The following is a 23,988-nucleotide window of genomic DNA, read 5'->3' as shown; positions in this document are numbered from 1 at the left end:
CAATAAAATAATGAATGTTTGAATTATAGAGAAAATATGAATTTTGTATATGGAAATAGTAATCATTTATATTTTTATTACATAATTGTAATGAATATCTAAACAATAAAGTGAAAAGAATCACTTTAATAACAAAAAGACCGCTATATGGCGGTCTTTTTGTATCACTTAATCGAGGACTAAGCAGATTTCTTAACAGCTTCTAAAAGCTCATTTTGACGAGTTTTAAGTGCAGCTGGTAAACGTTCACCAAGTTTATCAAATAACTCAGTGTGGCTTTCAATTTCTTTGATCCACTGATCTTTGTCTTGAGAAGTCACAAGATTAAATTGGTCTTTAGTGAAGTCAGAACCTGTCCAGTTCAATTGCTCATAGGTTGGAACAAAACCAATTGGTGTTTCTACTGCTTCAGCACGACCTTCACAACGGTCAATGATCCACTCAAGCACACGCATGTTTTGACCAAAACCAGGCCAAACAAAGTTGCCTTCAGCATCACGACGGAACCAGTTTACGTTATAAATACCTGGAAGTTTATTGCCCGCAGCTTTTGCTTTAGCACCAACTTCTTCGCCCATTTCTAACCAATGAGAGAAATAGTCAGCCATGTTGTAGCCAGCAAATGGAAGCATGGCAAATGGGTCACGGCGTACAACACCTTGTTGACCTACTGCAGCTGCAGTTGTTTCAGAACCCATTGTTGCTGCTTTATAAACACCATCAACCCAGTCAAAAGCTTCTGAGATTAAAGGTACTGTATCTGCGCGACGACCACCGAAGATGAATGCAGAAATTGGTACGCCAGCTGGATTTTCCCAGTCAGCATCAATAGAAGGGCATTGACCCGCTGCAACTGTGAAGCGAGCATTTGGATGCGCTGCTTTTTCACCAGCAACATGTGGTTGGCCTTTCCAGTTGGTTAAATTAGCAGGCGCTTCTTTGGTTAGACCTTCCCACCATACGTCACCGTCATTTGTTACAGCAACGTTTGTATAGATGACATCTTTGTGAAGTGTCGCCATGCAGTTTGGATTTGTTTTGATGTTTGTACCAGGTGCTACACCAAAGAAACCAGCTTCAGGGTTGATTGCATATAAGCGACCATCTTCACCTGGCTTGATCCAAGCAATATCGTCACCTACAGTTTCAATTTTCCAACCTTCATAACCCGCTGGTGGAATCAACATCGCGAAGTTGGTTTTACCACATGCAGATGGGAATGCCGCTGCAATGTAATGTTTCTCACCTTGTGGATTGGTCACACCAAGGATCAACATGTGTTCAGCTAACCAGCCTTGTTGACGACCCATAGATGAAGCAATACGTAAAGCAAGGCATTTTTTACCCAATAATGCGTTACCGCCGTATCCTGAACCGTAAGACCAGATCTCACGAGTTTCTGGATAATGCACGATATATTTTTCAGGGTTACAAGGCCATGCAACATCTTTTTGACCTTCAGCCAACGGAGCGCCAACAGTATGTACGCAAGGAACATAATTGCCATCTGTACCCAGTACATCATAAACAGCTTTACCCATACGAGCCATTTTACGCATACTTACAGCAACATAAGGAGAATCTGTAATTTCGATACCGATGTGAGCAATGTGAGAACCTAATGGCCCCATAGAGAATGGAACCACGTACATTGTACGTCCTTGCATTGCACCATCAAACAAACCGTTAAGGCGAGTACGCATCTCAGCAGGAGCTTCCCAGTTGTTTGTCGCACCAGCATCTTCTTGTTTTTCAGAGCAGATGTATGTACGACCTTCAACACGCGCTACGTCAGACGGATCAGAATTCGCTAAATAAGAACCAGGATGTTTTTCTTGGTTCAACGCTTGCATAGTGCCGTTAGCGATCATCAAGTCGATGTAACGTTGATTCTCTTCTTCGCTTCCGTCACACCATTCAATTTTTGCAGGTTTAGTTAATTTAGCAATTTCTTCAACCCATGCAATGAGCTTGGGATGACGAACGAATTCTGGTGCGTTCACTTGGGTCATGGTGAGGCCTATCTAAAATATGTACAATTTTGTGTACAAATAATAATCTGAATGAAGGGATACTACATTCAAATTTAAGTATGAAAAAAAGTGGTGGTATTAAAACATATATTCATAAAAAAAATAAGACTAAAGGCTTAAAAGATACCAATGCTTGAGTTTTTACTAAGTATTTGATTTTTATTGTCTAACATTGATTATTGTTTGATTTTTATTAGTATTTTAAAACGGAATGTAGGGTATTTTAATTGTAAATAATAATAGTTTACAATAAGTTGAAATTATAAGATTTACTAAATTAATTATTGATTTAATAAATGGACATAATTCGAATTTTACATAAAGGTGCTTTTATTTGTTTAGAAAATCGACGAAATTAGTGCAAATACTTCAAAATAATCAAGCTTATGGACACAGAACTCAAGCCTCTTTCAATGATTTACAATGAAAAGTCAGGTTTTCATGCCAATCAGAAAGATGATATTTATGAAAAACTCATGACCATCTGGACTTCACATGGTTTTGAAATTCAAGTTTTTGATATCAGTTCAGAGCCTGATATAAAAACCCTGATGCAAAAAATCATTCAACGTCATGCACAGTACTCAGATTGCGGTGTCATTGTCGCTGCAGGTGGTGATGGTACGTTGAATGCAGTCGCCTCGCAAATGTTAAATCAAAAAATTCCTATGGGAATACTACCTTTGGGTACTTTTAATTATGTGGCGCGTGTTCTACATATTCCCCTGAATATTTTGGAGGCAGCAAATGTGATCGCCACAGGGGAGCCGCGTGCATCACATGTGGCCTGTATCAACGATCAAATTTATCTAAATAATGCCAGTTTAGGTTTATATCCTTTATTTATTAAAAAACGTGAAGAATATAATCGTAAGTTTGGACGCTTTCCTTTAAATGCTTACACCTCTGGTTTGGATGTACTGATTCGTGACCGTAAAGAACTCAAATTAGAGATCGAAGTAGATGGACAAAAGTATCCTGTAAAAACACCACTGATTTTTTTTGGTAATAATCAACTGCAATTAAAAGAATTGAATTTAAAAATTTCAAAATGTGCAGAGGTGGGTGAGATTGCCGGTGTGGTGATCGCCAAAGGAGATAAAGCCACTTTATTTAAAACCTTGTTTCAAACCATTCGTGGAAAATTGGAAAACGCTTCCGATGTGTATAGTTTTGGTGCACAAAAAGTCATTGTTTATTCAAAAAAGCCTAAACTGACCGTTGCTGTCGATGGAGAAATTGTTTCAATGACGACCCCATTAACCTTACACGTAGAAAAAAATGCTTTAAAAATTATGGTGCCGCATGTTATTGCATCTGTCTGATCTACATTTTGGTACTGAGCGTCCAGAGTGTATACGAGCGATTCAAAAGTTTTGTGCTGTGCATAAACCAGAAGTGGTTGTGGTGAGCGGTGATTTAACTCAACGTGCTAAATTTAAAGAGTTCTATGCATGTAAACAGTTTTTAGAATCGCTAAAAATCCCTTATTTTGTGGTGCCTGGCAATCATGATATTCCTTTATATCATGTCTGGAATCGTGCCTTTAGACCATTTGGCTTATATCAACTGTTCTTTGGTAGTTTAGAACGCACTTTATTTACAGAGCATTTTTATTTAATTGGCATGAACAGTATTCGTCGGCGTTATCATACACGCGGGCATATCTCATTTGAGCAAATTCAAAATGTAAATCAGTTGTTGGTCAATGCACCGAAAAATAAATTAAAAATAATTGTTAGTCACCAACCTTTTTATACTTCAAATGAAGATCATCACTTAAAAGATTGTCCTGCTTTAGGGCAGTTTGCCATTAAAGAATGGGGACAACATCAACTGTATGCTTTATTACATGGTCATTTACATTTAGTTGCGGTCTATGATTTGAATCAAGCCTTTGCGCTAAATTTAAAGCAACCGGTTTATGAAGTTCATGCGGGTACAGCAGTTTCTCGACGCTTACATAAAAATATGCCAAACAGTTTTAATGTGATTCATCAAAATGGTGAGTTTGAGCATTATTTTTTTGATGAGCAATTACAAGATTTTATTGCGAAAAATGAGCTGAAAAATTCTGAATCAGAGCTGATTTGATACAAAAGAAGAAAAAACGTACAAATTAAATAAATTTTTTTTCATTTTCCCCTTGAAGCGTTTATTTCCATCCCCACAAATGTGACATACAAATATTTTGTCGATGACCTAGGAATAAGAAGTCATCTTCGCTGAGTAATCAATGACATTTAAAATGTCTATGGAGTTAGAAATGAGCAAGATTCGTCCTTTACATGACAACGTTGTTATTCGCCGTGTTGAAAAAGAAACTAAAACAGCAGGTGGTTTAATTTTAAGTACTTCAGCAGCTGAACAACCTGCTCAAGGTGAAATCCTTGCTGTAGGTAATGGCAAAATCACTGATAATGGCGTACGCGCTTTAGACGTGAAAGTGGGCGATAACGTATTATTTGGTGCTTACGCAGGTACTAAAGTTAAAGTTGATGGTGAAGAACTTCTTGTGATGAAAGAGTCTGATATTTTAGCGGTATTGGAAGGTTAATCTTCTGCCGTTCAAATGAGTTTTCATCCAAAACATATTGGTCAAAATTTAAAATTTATAAAGATATCTGGAGTTTAGTATGTCAGCTAAAGACGTAAAATTTGGTGATTCAGCGCGTTCAAAAATGATCGCCGGTGTAAACGTACTTGCAGATGCAGTAAAAGTAACTTTAGGTCCTAAAGGGCGTAACGTTGTTATTGATCGTTCTTTCGGTGCACCACACATCACTAAAGATGGTGTAACTGTTGCTAAAGAAATTTCTTTAAAAGATAAATTCGAAAATATGGGCGCGCAATTGGTTCGTGAAGTTTCTTCAAAAACCAATGATATCGCAGGTGATGGTACAACAACTGCAACTGTACTTGCTCAAGCGATCTTAAATGAAGGGATCAAATCTGTAACTGCGGGTATGAACCCAATGGATTTGAAACGTGGTATCGACCTTGCGGTTAGAGCTGTTGTTGAAAATATCAAAGCAACTGCTAAACCAGCTTCTGATACCAAAGCAATTGAACAAGTCGGTTCGATTTCGGCAAACTCTGATGAAACTGTAGGTAAGTTGATTGCGCAAGCAATGGAACGCGTTGGTAAAGAAGGCGTGATTACTGTTGAAGAAGGTTCAGGCTTTGAAGATGCGCTTGATGTTGTAGAAGGTATGCAGTTTGACCGTGGTTATATCAGCCCGTACTTTGCAAACAAACAAGATACTTTGACTGCTGAACTTGAAAATCCATTCATTCTTCTTGTTGATAAGAAAATTGGTAATATCCGTGAATTGATTACAGTTTTAGAAGCTGTTGCAAAAACAGGTAAACCATTACTCATCATCGCTGAAGATGTTGAGGGTGAAGCACTTGCAACACTGGTTGTAAACAACATGCGCGGTATCATCAAAGTATGTGCGGTTAAAGCGCCTGGTTTTGGTGATCGTCGTAAAGCAATGCTTCAAGATATCGCGATCTTGACAGGTGCTACTGTGATTTCTGAAGAAGTGGGTATGTCTTTAGAACAAGCAACGCTTCAAGATTTAGGTACTGCACATAAAATCACGATTTCTAAAGAAAATACTGTGATTGTTGATGGTGCTGGTGATGCAAATCAAATTGCTGAACGTGTAACTCAAATTCGTGCTCAAATCGAAGAATCAACATCTGAATACGATAAAGAAAAACTTCAAGAGCGCGTAGCTAAACTCGCTGGCGGTGTTGCTGTAATCAAAATTGGTGCTGCAACTGAAGTTGAAATGAAAGAGAAGAAAGACCGTGTAGATGATGCGCTTCATGCAACGCGTGCTGCGGTTGAAGAAGGTGTTGTTGCAGGTGGTGGTGTTGCGTTGGTACGTGCAGCTAAAGTACTTGACGGTCTTGTTGGTGCAAATGATGACCAAACTGTAGGTGTGAACATCCTTCGTCGTGCGATTGAAGCGCCACTTCGTCAAATCGTGTCTAACGCTGGCGATGAGCCATCTGTTGTGATCAATGCAGTGAAAAGCGGTGAAGGTAACTTTGGTTACAACGCTGCAACTTCACAATATGGTGATATGTTAGAAATGGGTATCCTTGACCCTGCTAAAGTAACGCGTTCTGCACTTGAGCACGCTGCATCTGTTGCTGGTTTGATGTTAACAACTGAATGTATGATTACTGATATCCCAGAAGACAAACCTGCTATGCCTGATATGGGTGGCATGGGTGGTATGGGCGGTATGATGTAATATCGTTTCAATCTCAGATCATAAAAAATCCCCGCTTTTATGCGGGGATTTTTTATGCAAGTTACTTTATTCTTGTTTTTTGTAGATTTATTATTATCCTTTTCTACTATTCGGTAAATATAAATACAATACGAAAATTGTGAGGGGGGAGTAAAATGAAAAGATTAATTTTCATTATTGTAATTAGCCTGGTGTTAACTGGATGTTTAAGTATGATGGGGCAACGACTTGAAACTAGAAATGATTTAATGCAGTCTTAGGTAGGCGAGACAGAAGAAAAAATGGGGACCACCATCTAGAAGTTATACAGTTCCGAGCGGCGCTAAAATTATTTCTTATAATGATGATTGGGGTTCTTGTGTTGAAAAATTTATGCTAGAACGCGGTAAAGTGACCAAATGGGGATTTACCAATTGTTCAATGAATCTCAATCGGCCTGATAAAATAGACAAGAAAACACCAATTCCAAAACCTTCACTTTAATGAATTATTTATAGAAATAATTTTAAGAGATAAGGAATTTCGTCAAGTTAAAAATATCACAGTGCTTTGACTTGATTAACACAGCAAAGAGAAATTAGGCTTTTATAAATTGACATTTTACGCTCGGTGGAATGTTAATGTTCTCTCTAACTGATTTAAAAACAATAATTTATCTAAAAAGAATAATCACCCAAGTAAAGAAAATAATTGCTTGAGCTACAAACTGCGCAGCACTTCCCATATCTTTGGCATTTTTAGACAGTGGATGGCGTTCTAAAGAAACTCGATCAACGACAGCTTCTAATGCTGAATTAAACAGTTCTACAATGATTGCCAATAAGCACACAGCAATCATCACTGCTTGTTCAACAGAAGAGACATCAACGAAGAATGTAATCGGAATTAAAACAATATTAATCCAAACAATCTGACGGAAAGCAGCTTCATTTTGATATGCAGCTTTAAATCCTGCTAAAGAATAGCCAGTTGCATTGAGAATGCGTTTGAAACCCGTCGTACCCTTAAATGGAGAATAATCACTCATACATCAAAGCAGCTAAATTTTTAAAAAGTGTATTATTTTAAACTTAAATGGGGATTAATTTTAAACAAAAAGCACTAAGTTTAGAAAAAATTAAGCAAACATTTGAATCGTTTGCTTAATTTTTTGAATAAATCAGATGTTACTTTGCATTTGGATTGGTTTTTAAGTACGCATCCAAAGCTTTACGACCCAGCGCAGGATCATCGGTAAATACACCGTCCACACCAGCTTTAAAATACATCTCATATTCTTTATTCGCGCCAGCTTCACAACGCTTGGCTGCATCTGCTTCACCAGTACTACATTTTAAATTGTTGGCAAGGAAATTATTTTCAGGACGGAAAGTATATGGATGGACTTTTAAGTTCACAGCATGAGCATCTGTAACAAAAGAAGAAGGTGCAGTATAGCTATCATTAAAAATATACGGTTTCCATGGACCAACACCATCAGCATATTTGGCAACTTCTTTTAAACCTTGTGCTGTGGCCATATCACCATAGGTGGTTTTAATCCCTTGTACGACATAATCTGCTGGACTGATTTTCTTATCATCATAAAGCTGAATAATTTTGGCATGCTTTAAGCTTTTATGGGCTGTCAATTGGTCTTTAAAGTACTTTAAATTATTTACTTCAAATGACTGTAGATAAATCGGTGCAATTTCACGGCTATATTGGTACTTTGCCAAAGTTTTAAGCAATGGATCTTCCATGGCTAAATTTAGTTTTTGAAAATATGTTGGGTGCTTGGTTTCAATATAGAGCCCAACCACCTTACCAGTTTTTTTATAATTCTTTTCAGCCAGTTCAATGATCTGCTCAAGGGTGGGAATATTAAATTGGTCATTGTATTGGGTATTGTTCGGGCGTAACGCTGGGATACGCTCACGTGCTTTAAGTTGATTCAATTCATTTAAAGTAAAGTCTTCAGTAAACCATCCCGTTAACGATGTCCCATCGATGATTTTTGTTTTCTTACGATCTGCAAATTGGCTGAATGTACTGACATTGGTTGTACCGCCAATTTCATTTTCATGACGTGCAACCAAAACCCCATCTTTAGTCGATACTAAATCTGGTTCAATAAAATCAGCACCATCATCAATGGCTTTTTGATAACTTTCAAGGGTATGTTCAGGACGTAAAGCACTGGCTCCTCGGTGACCAACGATAATAATTTTTGGTTCCTTGTATTCGGGCGTGACGTTATCTATATTTTTATCGTCATCATTACAAGCAGTTAATAAGGCCATGATACTTACCAATAACCCAGTATTTTTAATCATATTTCTCTCAAATTCTTATAAGTAAACTGAGCGTAGTGTATGTGGTTAAATTGACACTGTGATGACATCAAGATGAAAAGATGATGAAATCTTTTTTGTAGATTTACGATCCGAAGAAATGAATTCTTCACAGTTTCTTCATATTTAAACTTATCATTCGCTTTTCTGTTATTTTTCCTTGAGTTTTTAGTTCAAGTCACAGAATATCCATATAAAGCAGATTTAATTGTTCGAACAGCTTTAACCTCAATCCTTTGACACAGAACCTACTCTGATGCTCTCTAAATTTTTTATTCAACGTCCTATTTTTGCCTGTGTACTCGCAATTATTGTTATGGCTTTAGGCGTATTTTCAGTCTTAAATTTACCTATAGAGCGATACCCTGATATTGCTCCACCACGAATTACTGTTTCGACAACATATACAGGCGCAGATGCTGAAACGGTTGAAGAGAGTGTTACACAGGTTTTAGAACAACAAATTAAAGGGATCGACCATCTACTGTACTTTAGTTCGAGTAGTGACTCATCAGGTCGTGCCAGAATTAGTATCAGTTTTGAAAATGGAACTGACCCAGATACCGCACAAGTACAAGTACAAAATAGCATTAATGGCGTACTTAACCGTTTACCTGACGATGTACAGCGTCAAGGTGTAACGGTAAATAAATCACTTGGCGATACATTTATGGTGGTGGGTTTATATGATGAAACGGGTAAAAGTAACAATATCGAGTTAGGTGACTATTTATCTGATCATATAGAACAAGAATTATCACGGATTGAAGGGATTGGTGAAGTTGATGTATTTGGCTCACAATATGCCATGCGAATTTGGCTCAATCCGAATTTGCTTCGACAATATCAATTGATGCCCAGTGATATTCGGACAGCAATTGAGGCACAGAATACACAGGTTGCCGCTGGTGGTGTCGGCGATTTACCAGTAACTGCTGACCAATATTTAAATGCAAAAGTCACTGCTGGTTCACGTTTAAGAACTGTGGACGAATTTAAGAATATTATAGTCAAATCCAATACCGATGGAGGCTATATCTATTTAAAAGATGTGGCGCGTATTGAATTGGGCGCAGAAAACTACCAATCTTTTAATACCATCAATGGTTATCCTTCATCAGGTATGGGGATTTCTTTATCCTCAGGTGCAAATGCACTAGCAACATCGGCATTAATCAAAGCCGAGTTGGCAAAGATTTCTGAAAAACTACCACAAGGTTATAAGATTGTTTATCCACGTGATAATACGCCGTTTGTGCAAGAATCCATTAAAGAGGTGGTAAAAACATTATTAGAAGCCATCGTATTGGTGGTTCTGGTCATGTTTATTTTCCTACAAAGCTGGCGTGCAACGTTGGTTCCTACTATTACTGTTCCGATTGTAATTTTAGGTACTTTTGCGGTACTCAATGTGCTCGGTATGAGTATTAACACATTGACTTTATTTGCCTTAGTGTTGGCAATTGGTCTGTTGGTCGATGATGCGATTGTTGTGGTGGAAAATGTCGAGCGTTTGATGCATGAGCAGGGTCTAACTGCAAAACAGGCATCTATCGAGTCTATGCAGGAAATGACAGGGGCTTTGATTGGAATTACAGTGGTCTTGACGGCTGTATTTATCCCGATGGCATTCTTTACGGGTTCAACAGGTGTGATTTATCGTCAATTCTCCATTACCTTAGTGGCGGCAATGGCCTTGTCACTGTTGGTTGCATTGATATTAACCCCTGCACTGTGTGCCATTATTTTAAAACCGAACCCCAAACCCATGCGTTGGGCCACTTGGTTTAATCGCAAACTTGAAAATCTAAGACAACGTTATATTCGGCTGATTCAAAAGACCTTAAATTTGAAATGGGTGGTTTTGACGATTTTTGTGGCTTTGATTGCTGTGTTTACACTGATTTATCGGACTTTACCTACTAGTTTTATTCCAAGTGAAGATCAGGGTATGTTGAGTGTACAGTTCCGTTTAGCCGATGGTGCACCGATGTCAAGTAGTCAGGTGGTTGGAGAAAATATTCGAAGATATTTCCTTGAAAATGAAAAACAAAATGTAGATATTGTATTGATTCGTTATGGGCGTAATTTTTCAGGTACAGGACAAAATTTAGGAACAGGCTTTGTAGCCTTAAAGCATTGGGATGATCGGTCAGGTACACAAAATTCTGCGCAAGCAATTCGTGAACGTGCAACAAAATATTTTAGTCAAGATCGCAATGCTCGGATTACAGTGAGTTTGCCTGCTTCTGTAAATGGTTTGGGAGATAGTGATAGCTTAGAATTCTGGATTCAGGATATTAATGGTCAAGGTCGAAAATATTTAGACCAACAATTCAATACATTGCAGGCGCAAGCCAAACAGTTCCGATCCTTTGAGAATCTGGATAAAAAGTCCAATCCCGATAAATCTAAGTTAAAAGTTGATGTTAATCAAAAATTGGCATTGGCAAATGGACTGAGTCAAACCGCGATTAACAACACCTTGTCAGCAGCATGGGGTGGTTCTTATGTAAATGACTTTATTGATCGTGGGCGAATTAAACGAGTAATGATGCAAGGCGATGCAGAATTTCGTTCCAAGCCAGAAGACCTACAGGTATGGACGGTGCGTAATGCACAGAACCAGATGGTGCCATTTAGCAATTTCGCAACAACGCGCTGGGAAGGTGGGCCAGATGTAGTGAATCGTTTCCAAGGTTATACCGCCTTGCAAATGGAAGCCAATGCTGCGGCGCATACTAGTTCAGGTCAAGCCATGAAAGATATTCAGACCTTGATTAGTCAACAAGAGGGAATAGATGTTGCGTGGAGTGGCTTGTCATTTGAAGAACAAAAATCCAGTAGCCAAGCATGGTTACTCTATTTGATTTCAATCGGCTTTATTTTTCTTTGTCTAGCAGCTTTATATGAAAGTTGGTCGATTCCAACTGCTGTGATTGCGGCAATTCCTTTGGGGATTGGAGGCAATATTATTTTCAGTAAATTGATAGGTTTTCCAAACGACATTTATTTCCAAATTGCATTGTTGACCACGATTGGTTTGTCTTGTAAAAATGCGATTTTGATTGTTGAGTTTGCTGCTCTGTCTCAGGAAAAAGGTAAAACAGCTATTGCAGCTGCATTAGAAGGTGCAGGGCTGCGGTTACGTCCAATTCTAATGACATCATTAGCCTTTGGTGCGGGGATTATTCCATTGGTTGTTGCATTTGGTGCAGGTGCTGCCAGCCGTCAAGAAATTGGTGTAAGTGTGTTAGGTGGGGTGATCTTTGGAACAGTTTTGGTTTTACTGTTTATCCCATTTATGTATGTGTTGGTTCGCTCAATTTTTAAATCAAAAGCACCCTCTGAGTAATGGTGTCGATTGATGGCCTTAGCTTGATCAATGTTCTTAGATGAGGATTGATCAAGCTTAAAATCATACAGAACCGTTAAAACATGTTTCACAACAAAAAACATCTTTATTTTCGTGGGATTGCAGTCCAACATGTGGCAAAAGTTTGATGGAATTTGGATCATCCTATGCAATTTTCTTTGGCACTCGTTTCAGAAATAGAAAAAGCCATTCAAAACCATCAATTTGATATCATCGAAAAACAATTTGAACAAATCAATGACGCTGATATCGCAAAAATTTTGGCAGACTTATCTTTAAATGAACAGCTGACATTGGTGGAGTATTTGCCCAATGCTGCGTACATTCTTGAGTTTTTATCACTCGAACAACAACTTAAAATTTCTGAGCATTTACCAAAACAAATACTGGTCAATATCATTTCTGAGATGCACTCGGACGATCGTACAGATTTATTTAAGTATTTGCCTTATGCATTACAGCAAGCTGTTTATGCTGATTTAAGCACTGAAATACAACTGCAGATCCAACATTTAGCCAGATATCCAGAAGAGTCTGCTGGTGCAATCATGAGTTCAGATTATGTGACATTGTCACCTGATTTGAACATGACGCAAGCCATCAAGCAGATCAGAGCAATTGCTACAAATCGTGAAACAGTCTATTTGATTTATGTGATCAATCCTCAAGGTACGTTACTTGGGGTTGTGTCCTTACGTGAAATTATTCTTGCTGAGCCTGAACAAACCATTGCTGAAGTTATGAGTACGGATTTGATTGTAGGGGATGTTAATGAAGACCAAGAAAGTATTGCAGAGAAGTTGCATTATTATGACTTTATTGCGCTGCCTATCGTTGATGAGCAACAGCGTCTTTTAGGTATTGTCACTTATGATGATGCGATGGATGTTGTCACCGAAGAAGCCACTGAAGATTTTTTAAAATCCAGTGCAGTCTCATCTTCTCCTAAAATGAGTATTAAGACAGCGCCGATTCATTACCTATATAAGAAACGGGTATTTTGGTTGGTGATTTTAGTTTTTGGCAGCTTATTGTCTGGATTTGGGATTGCCCATTTTGAAGATATTATTGCAAAAAATATTGTGCTGGTATTCTTTTTGCCGCTTTTGGTCGGGAGTGGTGGGAATGCCGGTTCACAGTCGGCCACGTTAATGGTGCGGGCATTGGCAACGGGTGATGTACATTTAAAAGATTGGATGTACCTGATTGGGCGTGAAAGCTTGGTCGGTTTATGCTTGGGCGGAACAATGGCAATTGCTGTGTCCATTCTTGGCTACTTTAGAGGGGATGCAATGGTCGCCTTGGTTTTAGCTTTAAGTATGATGGGTATAGTATTGATGGGCTGCTTAATAGGGATGAGTCTGCCATTTATATTAAATCGTTTAAAGCTGGATCCAGCAAGTGCTTCGGCACCTTTAGTCACTTCGATTTGTGATGCAACAGGTGTTATCGTTTACTTATGTATTGCATCGATTATTTTATAAGACATGGCTGAAGGGTATAAGCTTTAAAAATGCTTGGCTGATCATGTTTAATTAGCAATATCTTTTCTTAAATCACGACAACTGGGAATATCTGTATAGCGATATACCTGATAACCTGCTTGCTCTAACATCTCGTCACGTTGTGCATCGATATGCTCTTTGCCAAGGTGACTGGGATCATCGAGTTCAATAATAGCAATTACTTCAAGCTGTTTATCGAGTAAAACAAAATCGGTCACTTTACGATTGAATTTGGAACGCAATTTAAATTGATTGCAATCAATTAATGCGCTAAACGCGACTTGCGCAAGTACATGATGTTGTGGAAAGGCTTCATTTAAACGGAAAAACATTTTCTGTTCAAAAGGGGTGATCACACGTTTTGCATAATAATGTTTATTTCGAAATAAATACTGACCAAAGCAGGCAAGCAATAAAGCAATGGTTGCGATACTGCCAATCAATAAAAATAAAATTTGATGTAAATCGAGAGACATAAGCGATCGGTATCATATAGACAAGAAAAAACCCACTCAATCATGAGTGGGTTTTTAAAATCTGGCTCTCCAACCTGGGCTCGAACCAGGGACCTGCGGATTAACAGTCCGTCGCTCTACCGACTGAGCTATTGGAGAATCTGGAACGCATTTTAGGGATGAAATGGGAATGGGTCAAGGAAAAATTGTTAAATCCATCATAAAAAAGCATTATTTGCTAAATATTTGATCATTCTGAATAAAAGTAAAGTTGTTTTAAGCGTTCTGAAATTGAGAGTGAAATCAATTATAGTCAACCTGTCAAAAAAACTCAGACTCAAGAATATAATTTCTATTAATATTTTTAATTAAATCAATTTTATGGATAAAATAAATTGTTAATTATAAAAAGCTTGCATCACCACATCTTACATTCAAAGTTTAAATACCTTTGCGTAGGCGATGCCAAAACTTGCGCTGCCAACAAAGCAGTGCTTTGTTTTTGCTCATGGGCGAGGGGGACGTCCTGTACCCCCGCCCAACGGCGACATCTCTGTCGCCCCGCGGTAGGATCACCATCTAGGATTCAAAAGACAAAAATGAATTGATAATCAATAGTTTCTAAAATTTGATACAAAAACATAAGCTTTATTTATAATCAATGACTTGTATGAATAATTAAATGATTTGACCCTACATCTTTTCTTTATAGAAAATAAAGATATAAAAAAGCCCACTGCATGATGAGTGGGCTTTTTAGAATCTGGCTCTTCCACCTGGGCTCGAACCAGGGACCTGCGGATTAACAGTCCGTCGCTCTACCGACTGAGCTATGGAAGAATAGATGGCTCTCCAACCTGGGCTCGAACCAGGGACCTGCGGATTAACAGTCCGTCGCTCTACCGACTGAGCTATTGGAGAATCTGATGCGCATTTTATGGATGAAAGCCAAAGTGGTCAAGTGAAATGATAAGAAAAAAGGCTTAAATGTTTTTTTATTGTCCGAATTTAAAGAGTTTGTATATATATTGATTATTTTTAAAGTTTTCTAGTTCTTTATTCGAGATTAAATGATCATAAGTGATTAAATTTTGTTGCAGTTGGAGAAGGGTTTGTATTCGTTGTGATGGTTTCATTCGGACTAAAGCGCTAAAAATAATCGCGATTTCTAAGATTTGAATATTTTTAAAACGCAAGTTTGATGAAATCACTATATTTTTAGCCCTATAGGCTTTTTTCCACAAAAAATGTTGTTGCATAATTTGATCAATAAACATTAAGTCAAGTTCGTAACACATACCAAAAGAAAAGCCTCTATGTTCTTGCTGTATTTTACGCATGTTGAAAGCGGAAATTTGTGCATAATCGAAGGTGATTTTTATTGCATGCATTTGAATTTGACAAAACTCGGAATGAAAACGTATCTGTGGTCGTCCATGTTTGATCAGCAAAGACAATGAAATAAGTTCAAACAACACAATAAACAGCCAAAACAGGACCACAAAAATGAAAGTGAAGCTGATATCGTCCGAATTGGTAATATAGAGATGACAGGGGATTTGAATGGCGCTAAGCATGGCATAACTATAAAAGATTTTTATTGGATCTGCTTTTACAGTGTAACTAGGATTGATCATATTAGAATTGAAAAAAATGAATCACATAAAAAGGCCATTCTAAAATGAATGGCCTTTATCCAAAAATAAAATGCTTAGATCTTATTTTTCAACACCAGCTTCTTGGCCTGCATATTTCGCGTTTGCATAGTCCCAGTTTACAAGGCTTTCTAAGAAAGTCGAAATGTATTTAGGACGAGCATTACGGAAGTCGATGTAATATGCATGCTCCCAAACGTCAATTGTAAGTACCGCTACTTTGCCATGTGCAAGTGGAGTATCTGCATTTGAAGTTTTAAGAATAGAAAGCTCGCCATTCACTTTATCAGCAACTAACCAAGCCCAACCTGAACCGAATTGAGTTGTTGCAGCAGCAGCGAATTCTTCAGCGAATTTTTCGTAAGAACCGAAAGCCTCATCAATTTTAGCAGCTAAAGCGCCAGTAGCTTTACCGCCACCGTTTTTAGCCATACAGTTCCAGTAGAATGTGTGGTTCCAAACTTGTGCAGCGTTGTTGAATACACCTGCTTTAGATGCATCGCCAGCTACAGCCACAATGATCTCTTCTAAAGTTTTACCTTCAAGATCAGTACCCTTGATTAAGTTGTTTAAGTTTACAACATAGGTATTGTGGTGCTTGTCATGATGATATTCTAAAGTTTCTTTACTGATGTGCGGCGCAAGATCTTCATAGCCGTATGGTAAAGCAGGTAAAGTAATGGTTGTCATGTTTTAAATTCCTTGCATTTAGCTGGGTTTTAACATTAAGTGGCTTTATTGTAATGGATTCTTTCAACAATTGTGCAAGATGTTAAATAACAATACACAATTTATTTCGATTTAATACGTATAAAGAAAATGTAAAAAATGCATCGCATTTTTATGAAAAAATGTCTAATCGGCAAGCCAATATTTGTCTACAAATGAGCTACATTTTTAGGATAACACTTAAATTGGATTGTTGAGTTCGAAATAGCGATAATCAATCTTGAATTGTTCAGCGATCGCTTGACCAAGTTGTTGAACACCGTACCTTTCAGTTGCATGATGACCACATGCATAGTAATGCACATCTAATTCTTTTGCTTCATAAAAAGTACGCTCACTCACTTCACCTGAAATATAGGCATCACAATTCATTGCTGCCGCTTTGCCTATAAAATCCTGTGCTCCGCCTGTACAAAATCCAACTTTTTGGATCAGCGTTTTTTCTGCGGTTAAATGTATGGAATTGAAGCCTAATTTTTCAGTAAGAAGGTGTTTAAAATCTTCTGGTGAGATTGGAGCTTTTAAATAACCGATATTACCAATCGGATTGCGTTCGCTTGGGTCTAAAGCTTCAATATTTTCCAGTCCAAGGATTTTGGCAATCATTGCATTATTCCCTAGTGTTGGATGTGAATCTAAGGGGAGGTGGTATCCAACAAGTGAAATATCATTTTGGATTAATGCTTTGATTCGTTTGCCACGCATGCCTGTGATTGGATAGGGTTCGCCTTTCCAGAAGTAGCCATGATGAACCAAGAGAAGGTCTGCTTGTTGTGCAATTGCTGCATCAATTGCATCCTGTGACGCCGTGACTGCACATAGGATTTTTTTTACTTCAGATCGTCCTTCGATTTGTAATCCATTGGGCGCGTAATCTTTAAATTCATGCGATTTTAAGGTTTGATCACACCATTGGATGATATCTTTGAGTAAAGCCATGAATAACCTTTAATTAAATTAAGTGTGTTAAGAACATCAAAACATATTTTAAATTGTAACTAAAGCTGAACAAAACTCTTTGTGTTTTTTATGTTTCTTGATTGAATTGCTTTACAATATACAAATTGCTTTTGCATCAACGAATTAAAAAATTCTTAGAGGAATAAAAACGTGCGGCGTTCATTTACTTGGCTCCCTTGGGTTTTACTGATACTGGTTATTATTTGTTTTGTGGTTTGGCAAAAACTTCAACAGCCCAAAGCGCCTATTGCTGCTGATGGTGTGAAAATGCCAGCTGAGAAAGTTGAACCTTTGGTCAATACATCTCGAACGGGCGGTGTGGTGTCCTATAGTGCTGCGGTCAAAGTTGCCGCACCAGCAGTAGTCAATATTTTTACAACTCAAAAAGTAAAACAAAATCATCCATTACTCAATGATCCTGCGTTTAGAGAATTTTTTGGAAATCAGATTCCTGAACAAAATCAAAACCAGAATGAAAATAGTTTGGGTTCAGGGGTAATTGTTCGTCCAGATGGTTATATTTTGACAAATAACCATGTGATTGCTCAAGCAGAACAAATTGTTGTTGCCTTGCAAGATGGTCGTCGTGCTGAAGCAACTGTAATTGGCACAGATCCTGATACAGATTTGGCTGTGATCAAAATAGAATTGAAAGAATTACCTGTATTACCATTTAAATTGAGTGGGAATGAGGTAGGAGATGTTGTACTGGCAATTGGAAACCCATTTGGTGTAGGGCAAACTGTAACTCAGGGTATTATCTCTGCGACAGGCCGTTCTGATCTTGGTATTAATACTTATGAAGATTTTATTCAAACAGATGCAGCAATTAATCCAGGTAACTCTGGTGGTGCATTGATTGATGTGGCGGGGAATTTGATTGGCGTCAATACTGCAATTTTCTCTCAGTCAGGTGGTTCATTGGGCATTGGCTTTGCCATTCCTGCGAAAATCTGTCAACAAATTTTAAATTCGATTTTGAAAGATGGTCGTGTGATTCGTGGATGGATGGGTATTAGTTTAGTCCCACCAACCCAAGCGGATGTATTGCAGCCACGTCAGCCTGGTGTTGTAGTTGCTGATGTATTGAAAAAAGGTCCTGCGGCGGAAGCGGGAATTAAAGTCGGTGATCGTATTATTAAAGTGAATAATGAAGATATTACTTCAACCTCACATTTAATTAATTATGTTGCACTTCAAGCACCAAATACCGATATTCAAGTTGAAGTCATTCGTGGTGAACAAACTGTCAATCTCACTGTTAAAGTGGGTGAACGAAAAGTTCAAAGTGCTGATTCACAGTTTATCCCTTTACCACGACGTTAAGTATCGCAAAAAATTTAGCCCTGATGAATCAGGGCTTTTTTATTTCGAAAATGAAGGTTTTCCTTAGCTCAAAAGACTATTTAGTGTTAGTGAGGCCAATTGGCACAGGGATTAGGTAATAGACTATGGATTGCGCCAACTTCTTCATTTGAGAGCTTTGTATCTTTATTTTTATCTAAGAATTTAAATAATTTAATGTTTTTATCTTGACCTTTAAAGCGTCGGTCATCTGGCCATGGGAGTGGATCAAAGTCTTTGACTTTTAAGAATTCATTGAGCTCAAAGGTACCATTTTTATTTAAATCATAGGTTTTATGGAATTTCTCCCAGTTTAAAGAAGCCGGATCACAGGCAAAGCTAAAGCTTGAAAGTGCGCTACAACTGAGAATTAGACTATAGATTATTTTATTCATTTGTTTTATCCCATTTTTTTAATTAGCTTTGATTATAAAGACAAAGTGATTTTAAACGAATGGCTGCATCTCAACAAAACTATTTCCGTCTTGATTCAATCTATTCGATAGAAAATACTATATTTTTAAAACAAAAAAACAGTGCCGAAGCACTGTTTTTATTGCAATAAAACGCTATTCAATTAACTTTCTTGTTGAATTCCAGCAACTAACCAATCTTGAGTAGACCCTGCTGGTTTAACAAAGTGCCATACTTCTGAGAACGGTACAGGTTGACTATTTAAGTCTTCGCTGACAGTTCCTGTAAAACGAACACTCACCACGTATTGTCCATTTTCTGTTGCACTATCCAATACCAATGCATTTAAGTTCGAAAACTCAGCCACATTTTGATCTTGGTTTGCCATGATATCGCTGTACATTGACTGATAAAGATCAGCTGTTAAATAGCGCTGAATTTCAGCAATGTTGCTCACAGAGTTCATTGACTGAATATGGTTAAAGCGTTGACGAGCAACACGTAAGAAAGCAGCAGGTTCCGTTCCATCTGGAAGTTGATTGCCGCTTTGCATTGACGCTGCACCAAACGGGGCTTGTGTTGCAGTACCACCATTCACCGACTGACCAAAAATATTGGTAGAGTCATTCGAACTACGTGTCGCATTGTTTTGCCCAAATGGCGTAGATGTTGAACCTGCGCTATTTGGTGCATATGGATTATTACTGGCTAATTTTTTTTTTTGCACCGAATTTACGGAATAAGAAGAATGCAGCACCAGCAATCAGGATTAACCAAATCCAACTTGGAATTCCACTTTGTTTCTCTTCTTGTTGAGCAGCTGCTTGTTGTTTCGCTAATTCAGCATCATTGGTCTGAGCTTGTGCGTTACCATTATGATCATCAGCCATCGCATTTGCCGCAATCGCACCTACTGCTGCACCTGCAACACCAGCAGCAACCATTTTACCTACACCAGAACCTGATTTTTGTTGACCAGGTTGAGCAGGCGTTGGTTGTTGAGCAGGCGTAACTTGTCGAGGTTGAGAATAAGACTGACTTGAACTCGAAGAACGGCTCATGCCATGGCTTTTACCACCACCTGCACGTTTTGCTTCAGCTAAAGGTGCTACAGCCAAAGTTGCCATTAAAATACCTGCGATCAAGCCGCGCTGTCGAACTTCCATTGAATCTACCTATATTAAAAAATATGTTGATGAATATGGGTGCAAGCATATTACTGTATTGCTTTCCATAGTTCTCTTTATGCAGTCTTTTTAAGAGAATTTCAATGTTTTTAAGATTTATTTGCACATATATTCACATAAACATAACGAATATATTGCTGGGCTTTTAAAGCTCAATACAGATTTTCTAATCTATTGAAATAATTAAAACAATCAAATTAAAAAGGCTTTTATCATATCGGTGAAATTGTCCTGTGATATATAAATTTAGCGAGGCAATTTATGATAAAAATTCTCATGATTTAAAAGATAATTTAAAGCATCCAGTAGATAGCTTTTATCTTTTAATTATTTGAATACATATTGATCGCTCAATCCGTTATAAAAATGATTAAACCAACTATTGTTTTAGTTTTAGTCAAATATTTATTTTTTTATTGGATTTGTGAGGGTTCATTTAAATAAGGGATAAGATACAAATTTTTATTTAAACTATCTATCAACGCAAGCTTACTTCCTTGTAAGGCTTGATCTTATTTTATAACGTGATAATTAGACCTCATCACTCAATTGCATGGCTTCTGTTAACGCCTCATGCAGTCGAGCTACTGCAATGATTTGTACACCTGCAATAGGCTTTTGTGGTGCATTGCCTCTAGGTACGATGATGTATTTAAAACCATGTTTTATGGCTTCTTTTAAGCGCTCTTGTCCATTGGGAACTGGGCGTATTTCACCTGATAACCCCACTTCACCAAATACAGCCAATTGTTGTGGTAAGGCTTTAGAGCGTAAACTTGAAGCACAGGCCAAAAGTACCGCAAGATCAGAACCTGTTTCGGTAATTTTCAAGCCACCCACGACATTGACATAAACGTCTTGTCCAGAGGTCTGTACACCACCATGACGATGCATGACTGCAAGCAACATATTTAAACGGTTTTGTTCTAAGCCCAGTGCAACCCGACGTGGTTGTCCATGCGCATCATCAACCAGTGCTTGAACTTCAACCAATAACGGACGTGTCCCTTCACGGCTGATCATCACCACTGAACCGGGAATCGCTTCATCATAACGACTTAAAAAGATGGCAGACGGATTGGCGACTTCTTTTAAGCCCTTATCGGTCATGCCAAATACACCAAGTTCGTTGACCGCACCAAAGCGGTTTTTGACAGCACGAATCATACGGTAGCGGGAGTCAGATTGGCCTTCAAAATACAGTACGCAATCGACCATATGTTCAAGCACACGAGGCCCCGCCAATGCACCTTCTTTGGTGACGTGACCAACAAGAAATAATGCTGTACCACTATTTTTTGCAAACCGAGTCAAGAGTGCAGCTGACTCACGAATTTGCGAAACACCGCCGGGAGCAGATTGTAAGGTTTCAGTATATAAGGTTTGGATTGAGTCAAGGATGGCAACAGCAGGACGTAATTGTGCGAGGGTATCACAAATTCGTTCTACGCAGGTTTCTGCCATGACTTGTAATTTATCGGTAGCTAAGTCAAGACGATTGGCACGTAAAGCTACTTGTGAAAGTGATTCTTCACCAGTGACATAGAGCGCTGAATTCTTCGCAGCAGCCATATGGGTTGCGGTTTGTAAAAGAATGGTAGATTTACCAATACCGGGGTCACCCCCAATCAGGACGACAGAACCTGTGACTAAACCACCACCTAGCACACGATCAAATTCGCCAATACCCGTAGCTAAACGTGTTTCATTAGACACTGTAATCTGATTGAGTAAAGTGACATTGGCTGCTTGTCCTGCATATCCACCGCCAATAGGTTTGGCGCGATGTGATACGACAGGTTCTATTCGCACTTCAGTCAGAGAATTCCATTCACCACAGTCGGAACATTGACCTGCCCATTTTGGATGGTCTGTACCACATTGTTCACAACGATAAACAGTTTTAACTTTGCCCATTTTGAGTGCGTTCACCTTTTGAATGATCTGCTGAATGTACCAATAGCGCTATTGAAATACAATTTTTTGTGCAACATCTCGCCAAAAACTATTTTGGCACGTAAACTGCAAATCGAAGGAACGGTAAAAATAAGAAAGGTAAGGGATAGTCATTTGACTATTAAATAAGCTAAAAGATGAAAAAACTTAGTTATTTTAAGTATTCATTGAAAAAGGCTTTTTTATTTTTTTTGTTTTAAGCTACTTTTAAACAACGAAATCTGAGAGAAGAATATAACAATGTCAAATGAAAACCTCAGTTCTTCTGCGGAAACAGGTGAACTAGCAAGAAGTTTATCGAATCGTCATCTACAATTAATTGCAATTGGTGGTGCGATTGGTACAGGCTTATTTATGGGTTCAGGAAAGACGATTAGTCTTGCAGGACCATCCATATTATTTATTTACATGATCATTGGTTTGATGGTTTTTTTCGTCATGCGTGCGCTTGGTGAACTGTTACTTTCAAACTTGCAATACAAGTCATTTATTGATTTTTCTACAGATTTGATCGGACCATGGGCAGGCTATTTTGTCGGATGGACTTATTGGCTGTGCTGGATCACTATTGGTATCGCAGATTTATCTGCAATTATCTATTACTTACAGTTCTTCAATAATGGGGTGCCCTTTACCCCGACTGAAGGGGCCATGATTAGTGTTGCCGCAATCTTCTTTATTTTAGGATTGAACCTAGTCACAGTAAAACTGTTTGGTGAATTGGAATTCTGGTTTGCGCTGATCAAAATTATTGCCATTGTGGTGTTAATTTTGGTGGGTTTCTGGATGATTTTTACTGGCTTTACCTCGGCAGCAACAGGTCAAGTGGCGTCATTTACTCATCTTTGGGATCATGGTGGAATGTTCCCGAAAGGTTTTGAAGGCTTCTTAGCAGGCTTCCAAATTGCCATATTTGCTTTTGTCGGTGTTGAACTTGTTGGTACCACCGCAGCAGAAACCAAAGATCCAGAGAAGAACTTACCTAAAGCAGTTAACTCAATCCCAATCCGTATTATTTTCTTCTATGTATTGGCGTTAGTGATTGTTATGTCAGTTACACCATGGAATATGATTGATCCTAAAGTTAGCCCATTTGTGAACTTGTTTAGTCAAGCGGGAATTGCTGCGGCTGCAATCATTATGAACTTGGTGGTTCTTTCTTCTGTAATGTCTTCAATGAACAGTGGTGTATTCTCAACAAGTCGTATGCTATTTGGTCTTTCTCGTGAAGATCAAGGTCCTAAAGCATTTGGTCTGTTAAATAAACGCGCAGTTCCAGCGAATGCTTTATATTTCTCTGGTGTATGTCTATTGGGTGGTGCGGCATTACAATACTTCGTTCCTAATACTGTCGAAGCATTTACTTTAGCAACCACACTGTCCACGATCTTGTTTATCTTGGTATGGATTATTATTTTGTGGAGTTACTTGGTGTATTACAAAACACGCCCAGAACTTCATGCAAAATCAGTGTTTAAATTACCAGGTGGACCGATTACTTGTTATATCGTGATCATTTTCTTTGTCGGTACGATTGGTATTCTTGCATTAGAACCAGATACAATGAAATCATTGATGGTCAGTCCAATCTGGCTCATTATCCTTGCGATTGGTTATTTCTGTTTTTATAAGAAAAAATAGTTATTAACGATTTCAATGATATTGATAAGAAAACGTCAGTAATTTACTGGCGTTTTTTTTATTCTCATTTTAAGCTTTAATGCTTCCGCTTTGGTCTATATTTTAGATTCAAGGTATAAGGTATACTGA

At 38.1% G+C, this 23,988-nt stretch carries 18 protein-coding genes, 3 tRNA genes and 1 pseudogene; 9 read left to right on the top strand and 13 right to left on the bottom strand.

Features of this window, described 5'->3' with window-relative positions:
* Nucleotides 1–179: 179 nt before the first annotated feature.
* Nucleotides 180–2,012 (bottom strand): phosphoenolpyruvate carboxykinase (GTP), encoded by a 1,833-nt coding sequence (locus AC4CVF_RS13725; RefSeq protein ID WP_490789607.1) that lies wholly within the window; start codon nucleotides 2,010–2,012, stop codon nucleotides 180–182.
* A gap of 407 nt (nucleotides 2,013–2,419) precedes the next feature.
* On the opposite strand from AC4CVF_RS13725, the gene AC4CVF_RS13720 reads away from it, so the two are divergent.
* From AC4CVF_RS13720 to AC4CVF_RS13700, 5 genes are all read left to right on the top strand, one after another.
* Nucleotides 2,420–3,358 carry a diacylglycerol/lipid kinase family protein gene (locus AC4CVF_RS13720; RefSeq protein ID WP_336952720.1) on the top strand — a complete coding sequence of 313 codons (939 nt, stop codon included), beginning with the start codon at nucleotides 2,420–2,422 and terminating at the stop codon, nucleotides 3,356–3,358.
* On the top strand, nucleotides 3,339–4,127 hold the full coding sequence (locus AC4CVF_RS13715) for a metallophosphoesterase family protein (RefSeq protein ID WP_336952719.1): 789 nt from the start codon (nucleotides 3,339–3,341) through the stop codon (nucleotides 4,125–4,127). Before AC4CVF_RS13720 ends, AC4CVF_RS13715 begins: the two co-directional genes overlap by 20 nt.
* Before the next feature lie 172 nt (nucleotides 4,128–4,299).
* Nucleotides 4,300–4,590, top strand: a complete 291-nt coding sequence (locus tag AC4CVF_RS13710) for a co-chaperone GroES (RefSeq protein ID WP_004722444.1) — start codon at nucleotides 4,300–4,302, stop codon at nucleotides 4,588–4,590.
* Nucleotides 4,591–4,669: 79 nt separating this feature from the next.
* Entirely contained in the window at nucleotides 4,670–6,304 is a 1,635-nt protein-coding gene (groL, locus tag AC4CVF_RS13705) for a chaperonin GroEL (protein ID WP_004819670.1), read from the top strand.
* A 155-nt stretch (nucleotides 6,305–6,459) separates the two neighbouring features.
* A complete protein-coding gene (locus AC4CVF_RS13700) occupies nucleotides 6,460–6,564 on the top strand; it encodes a lipoprotein (RefSeq protein ID WP_490789606.1) in 105 nt (34 codons plus the stop codon).
* Between the two features lie 392 nt (nucleotides 6,565–6,956).
* Here AC4CVF_RS13700 and AC4CVF_RS13695 read toward each other — a convergent pair whose 3' ends face one another.
* A complete protein-coding gene (locus AC4CVF_RS13695) occupies nucleotides 6,957–7,331 on the bottom strand; it encodes a diacylglycerol kinase (RefSeq protein WP_004819673.1) in 375 nt (124 codons plus the stop codon).
* Between the two features lie 139 nt (nucleotides 7,332–7,470).
* Nucleotides 7,471–8,619, bottom strand: a complete 1,149-nt coding sequence (locus AC4CVF_RS13690; protein ID WP_490789605.1) for a glycerophosphodiester phosphodiesterase — start codon at nucleotides 8,617–8,619, stop codon at nucleotides 7,471–7,473.
* Between the two features lie 274 nt (nucleotides 8,620–8,893).
* Here AC4CVF_RS13690 and AC4CVF_RS13685 point away from each other — a divergent pair, with 274 nt between their 5' ends.
* The gene (locus AC4CVF_RS13685; RefSeq protein WP_419819532.1) at nucleotides 8,894–11,992 is read left to right on the top strand and encodes a multidrug efflux RND transporter permease subunit; all 3,099 of its coding nucleotides are present in this window, start codon (nucleotides 8,894–8,896) and stop codon (nucleotides 11,990–11,992) included.
* A gap of 167 nt (nucleotides 11,993–12,159) precedes the next feature.
* A complete protein-coding gene (mgtE, locus tag AC4CVF_RS13680) occupies nucleotides 12,160–13,497 on the top strand; it encodes a magnesium transporter (RefSeq protein WP_419327630.1) in 1,338 nt (445 codons plus the stop codon).
* Nucleotides 13,498–13,544: 47 nt separating this feature from the next.
* On the opposite strand, the gene AC4CVF_RS13675 is transcribed toward mgtE, so the two are convergent.
* The 7 genes from AC4CVF_RS13675 to AC4CVF_RS13645 all read right to left on the bottom strand — a co-directional run bounded on the left by AC4CVF_RS13675 (nucleotide 13,545) and on the right by AC4CVF_RS13645 (nucleotide 17,296).
* Nucleotides 13,545–13,994 carry a DUF2726 domain-containing protein gene (locus AC4CVF_RS13675; RefSeq protein ID WP_336952711.1) on the bottom strand — a complete coding sequence of 150 codons (450 nt, stop codon included), beginning with the start codon at nucleotides 13,992–13,994 and terminating at the stop codon, nucleotides 13,545–13,547.
* Between the two features lie 62 nt (nucleotides 13,995–14,056).
* Nucleotides 14,057–14,132: transfer RNA gene (locus AC4CVF_RS13670), tRNA-Asn, on the bottom strand.
* Between the two features lie 605 nt (nucleotides 14,133–14,737).
* Nucleotides 14,738–14,813 (bottom strand) — tRNA-Asn (locus AC4CVF_RS13665).
* A gap of 5 nt (nucleotides 14,814–14,818) precedes the next feature.
* Nucleotides 14,819–14,894: transfer RNA gene (locus tag AC4CVF_RS13660), tRNA-Asn, on the bottom strand.
* A 74-nt stretch (nucleotides 14,895–14,968) separates the two neighbouring features.
* A complete protein-coding gene (locus AC4CVF_RS13655) occupies nucleotides 14,969–15,364 on the bottom strand; it encodes a hypothetical protein (RefSeq protein WP_490773701.1) in 396 nt (131 codons plus the stop codon).
* Between the two features lie 327 nt (nucleotides 15,365–15,691).
* Nucleotides 15,692–16,318: a superoxide dismutase SodB gene (sodB, locus tag AC4CVF_RS13650; RefSeq protein WP_336952707.1), complete on the bottom strand. Its 627-nt coding sequence runs from the start codon at nucleotides 16,316–16,318 to the stop codon at nucleotides 15,692–15,694.
* Between the two features lie 219 nt (nucleotides 16,319–16,537).
* The gene (locus AC4CVF_RS13645; RefSeq protein WP_419329026.1) at nucleotides 16,538–17,296 is read right to left on the bottom strand and encodes a Nif3-like dinuclear metal center hexameric protein; all 759 of its coding nucleotides are present in this window, start codon (nucleotides 17,294–17,296) and stop codon (nucleotides 16,538–16,540) included.
* A 171-nt stretch (nucleotides 17,297–17,467) separates the two neighbouring features.
* Between AC4CVF_RS13645 and AC4CVF_RS13640 the strand changes: the two genes are divergently transcribed.
* Nucleotides 17,468–18,643, top strand: a complete 1,176-nt coding sequence (locus AC4CVF_RS13640) for a S1C family serine protease (protein WP_336952703.1) — start codon at nucleotides 17,468–17,470, stop codon at nucleotides 18,641–18,643.
* A gap of 86 nt (nucleotides 18,644–18,729) precedes the next feature.
* On the opposite strand, the gene AC4CVF_RS13635 is transcribed toward AC4CVF_RS13640, so the two are convergent.
* The 3 genes and pseudogenes from AC4CVF_RS13635 to radA all read right to left on the bottom strand — a co-directional run bounded on the left by AC4CVF_RS13635 (nucleotide 18,730) and on the right by radA (nucleotide 22,179).
* The gene (locus AC4CVF_RS13635; protein ID WP_490789604.1) at nucleotides 18,730–19,056 is read right to left on the bottom strand and encodes an EF-hand domain-containing protein; all 327 of its coding nucleotides are present in this window, start codon (nucleotides 19,054–19,056) and stop codon (nucleotides 18,730–18,732) included.
* Between the two features lie 182 nt (nucleotides 19,057–19,238).
* Nucleotides 19,239–20,241, bottom strand: a pseudogene (locus AC4CVF_RS13630) (Tim44 domain-containing protein).
* A 552-nt stretch (nucleotides 20,242–20,793) separates the two neighbouring features.
* The gene (gene radA / locus AC4CVF_RS13625) at nucleotides 20,794–22,179 is read right to left on the bottom strand and encodes a DNA repair protein RadA (RefSeq protein ID WP_490789929.1); all 1,386 of its coding nucleotides are present in this window, start codon (nucleotides 22,177–22,179) and stop codon (nucleotides 20,794–20,796) included.
* A gap of 279 nt (nucleotides 22,180–22,458) precedes the next feature.
* On the opposite strand from radA, the gene AC4CVF_RS13620 reads away from it, so the two are divergent.
* Complete coding sequence (locus tag AC4CVF_RS13620; protein WP_004819689.1) at nucleotides 22,459–23,859, top strand: amino acid permease; 1,401 nt, start codon at nucleotides 22,459–22,461, stop codon at nucleotides 23,857–23,859.
* Nucleotides 23,860–23,988: the final 129 nt, after the last annotated feature.

The sequence above is a fragment of the Acinetobacter sp. LipI_19 genome, from assembly GCF_058242925.1.
Note: the sequence above shows the minus strand (reverse complement) of the source record. Positions and strands in the feature narration are given on the sequence as shown.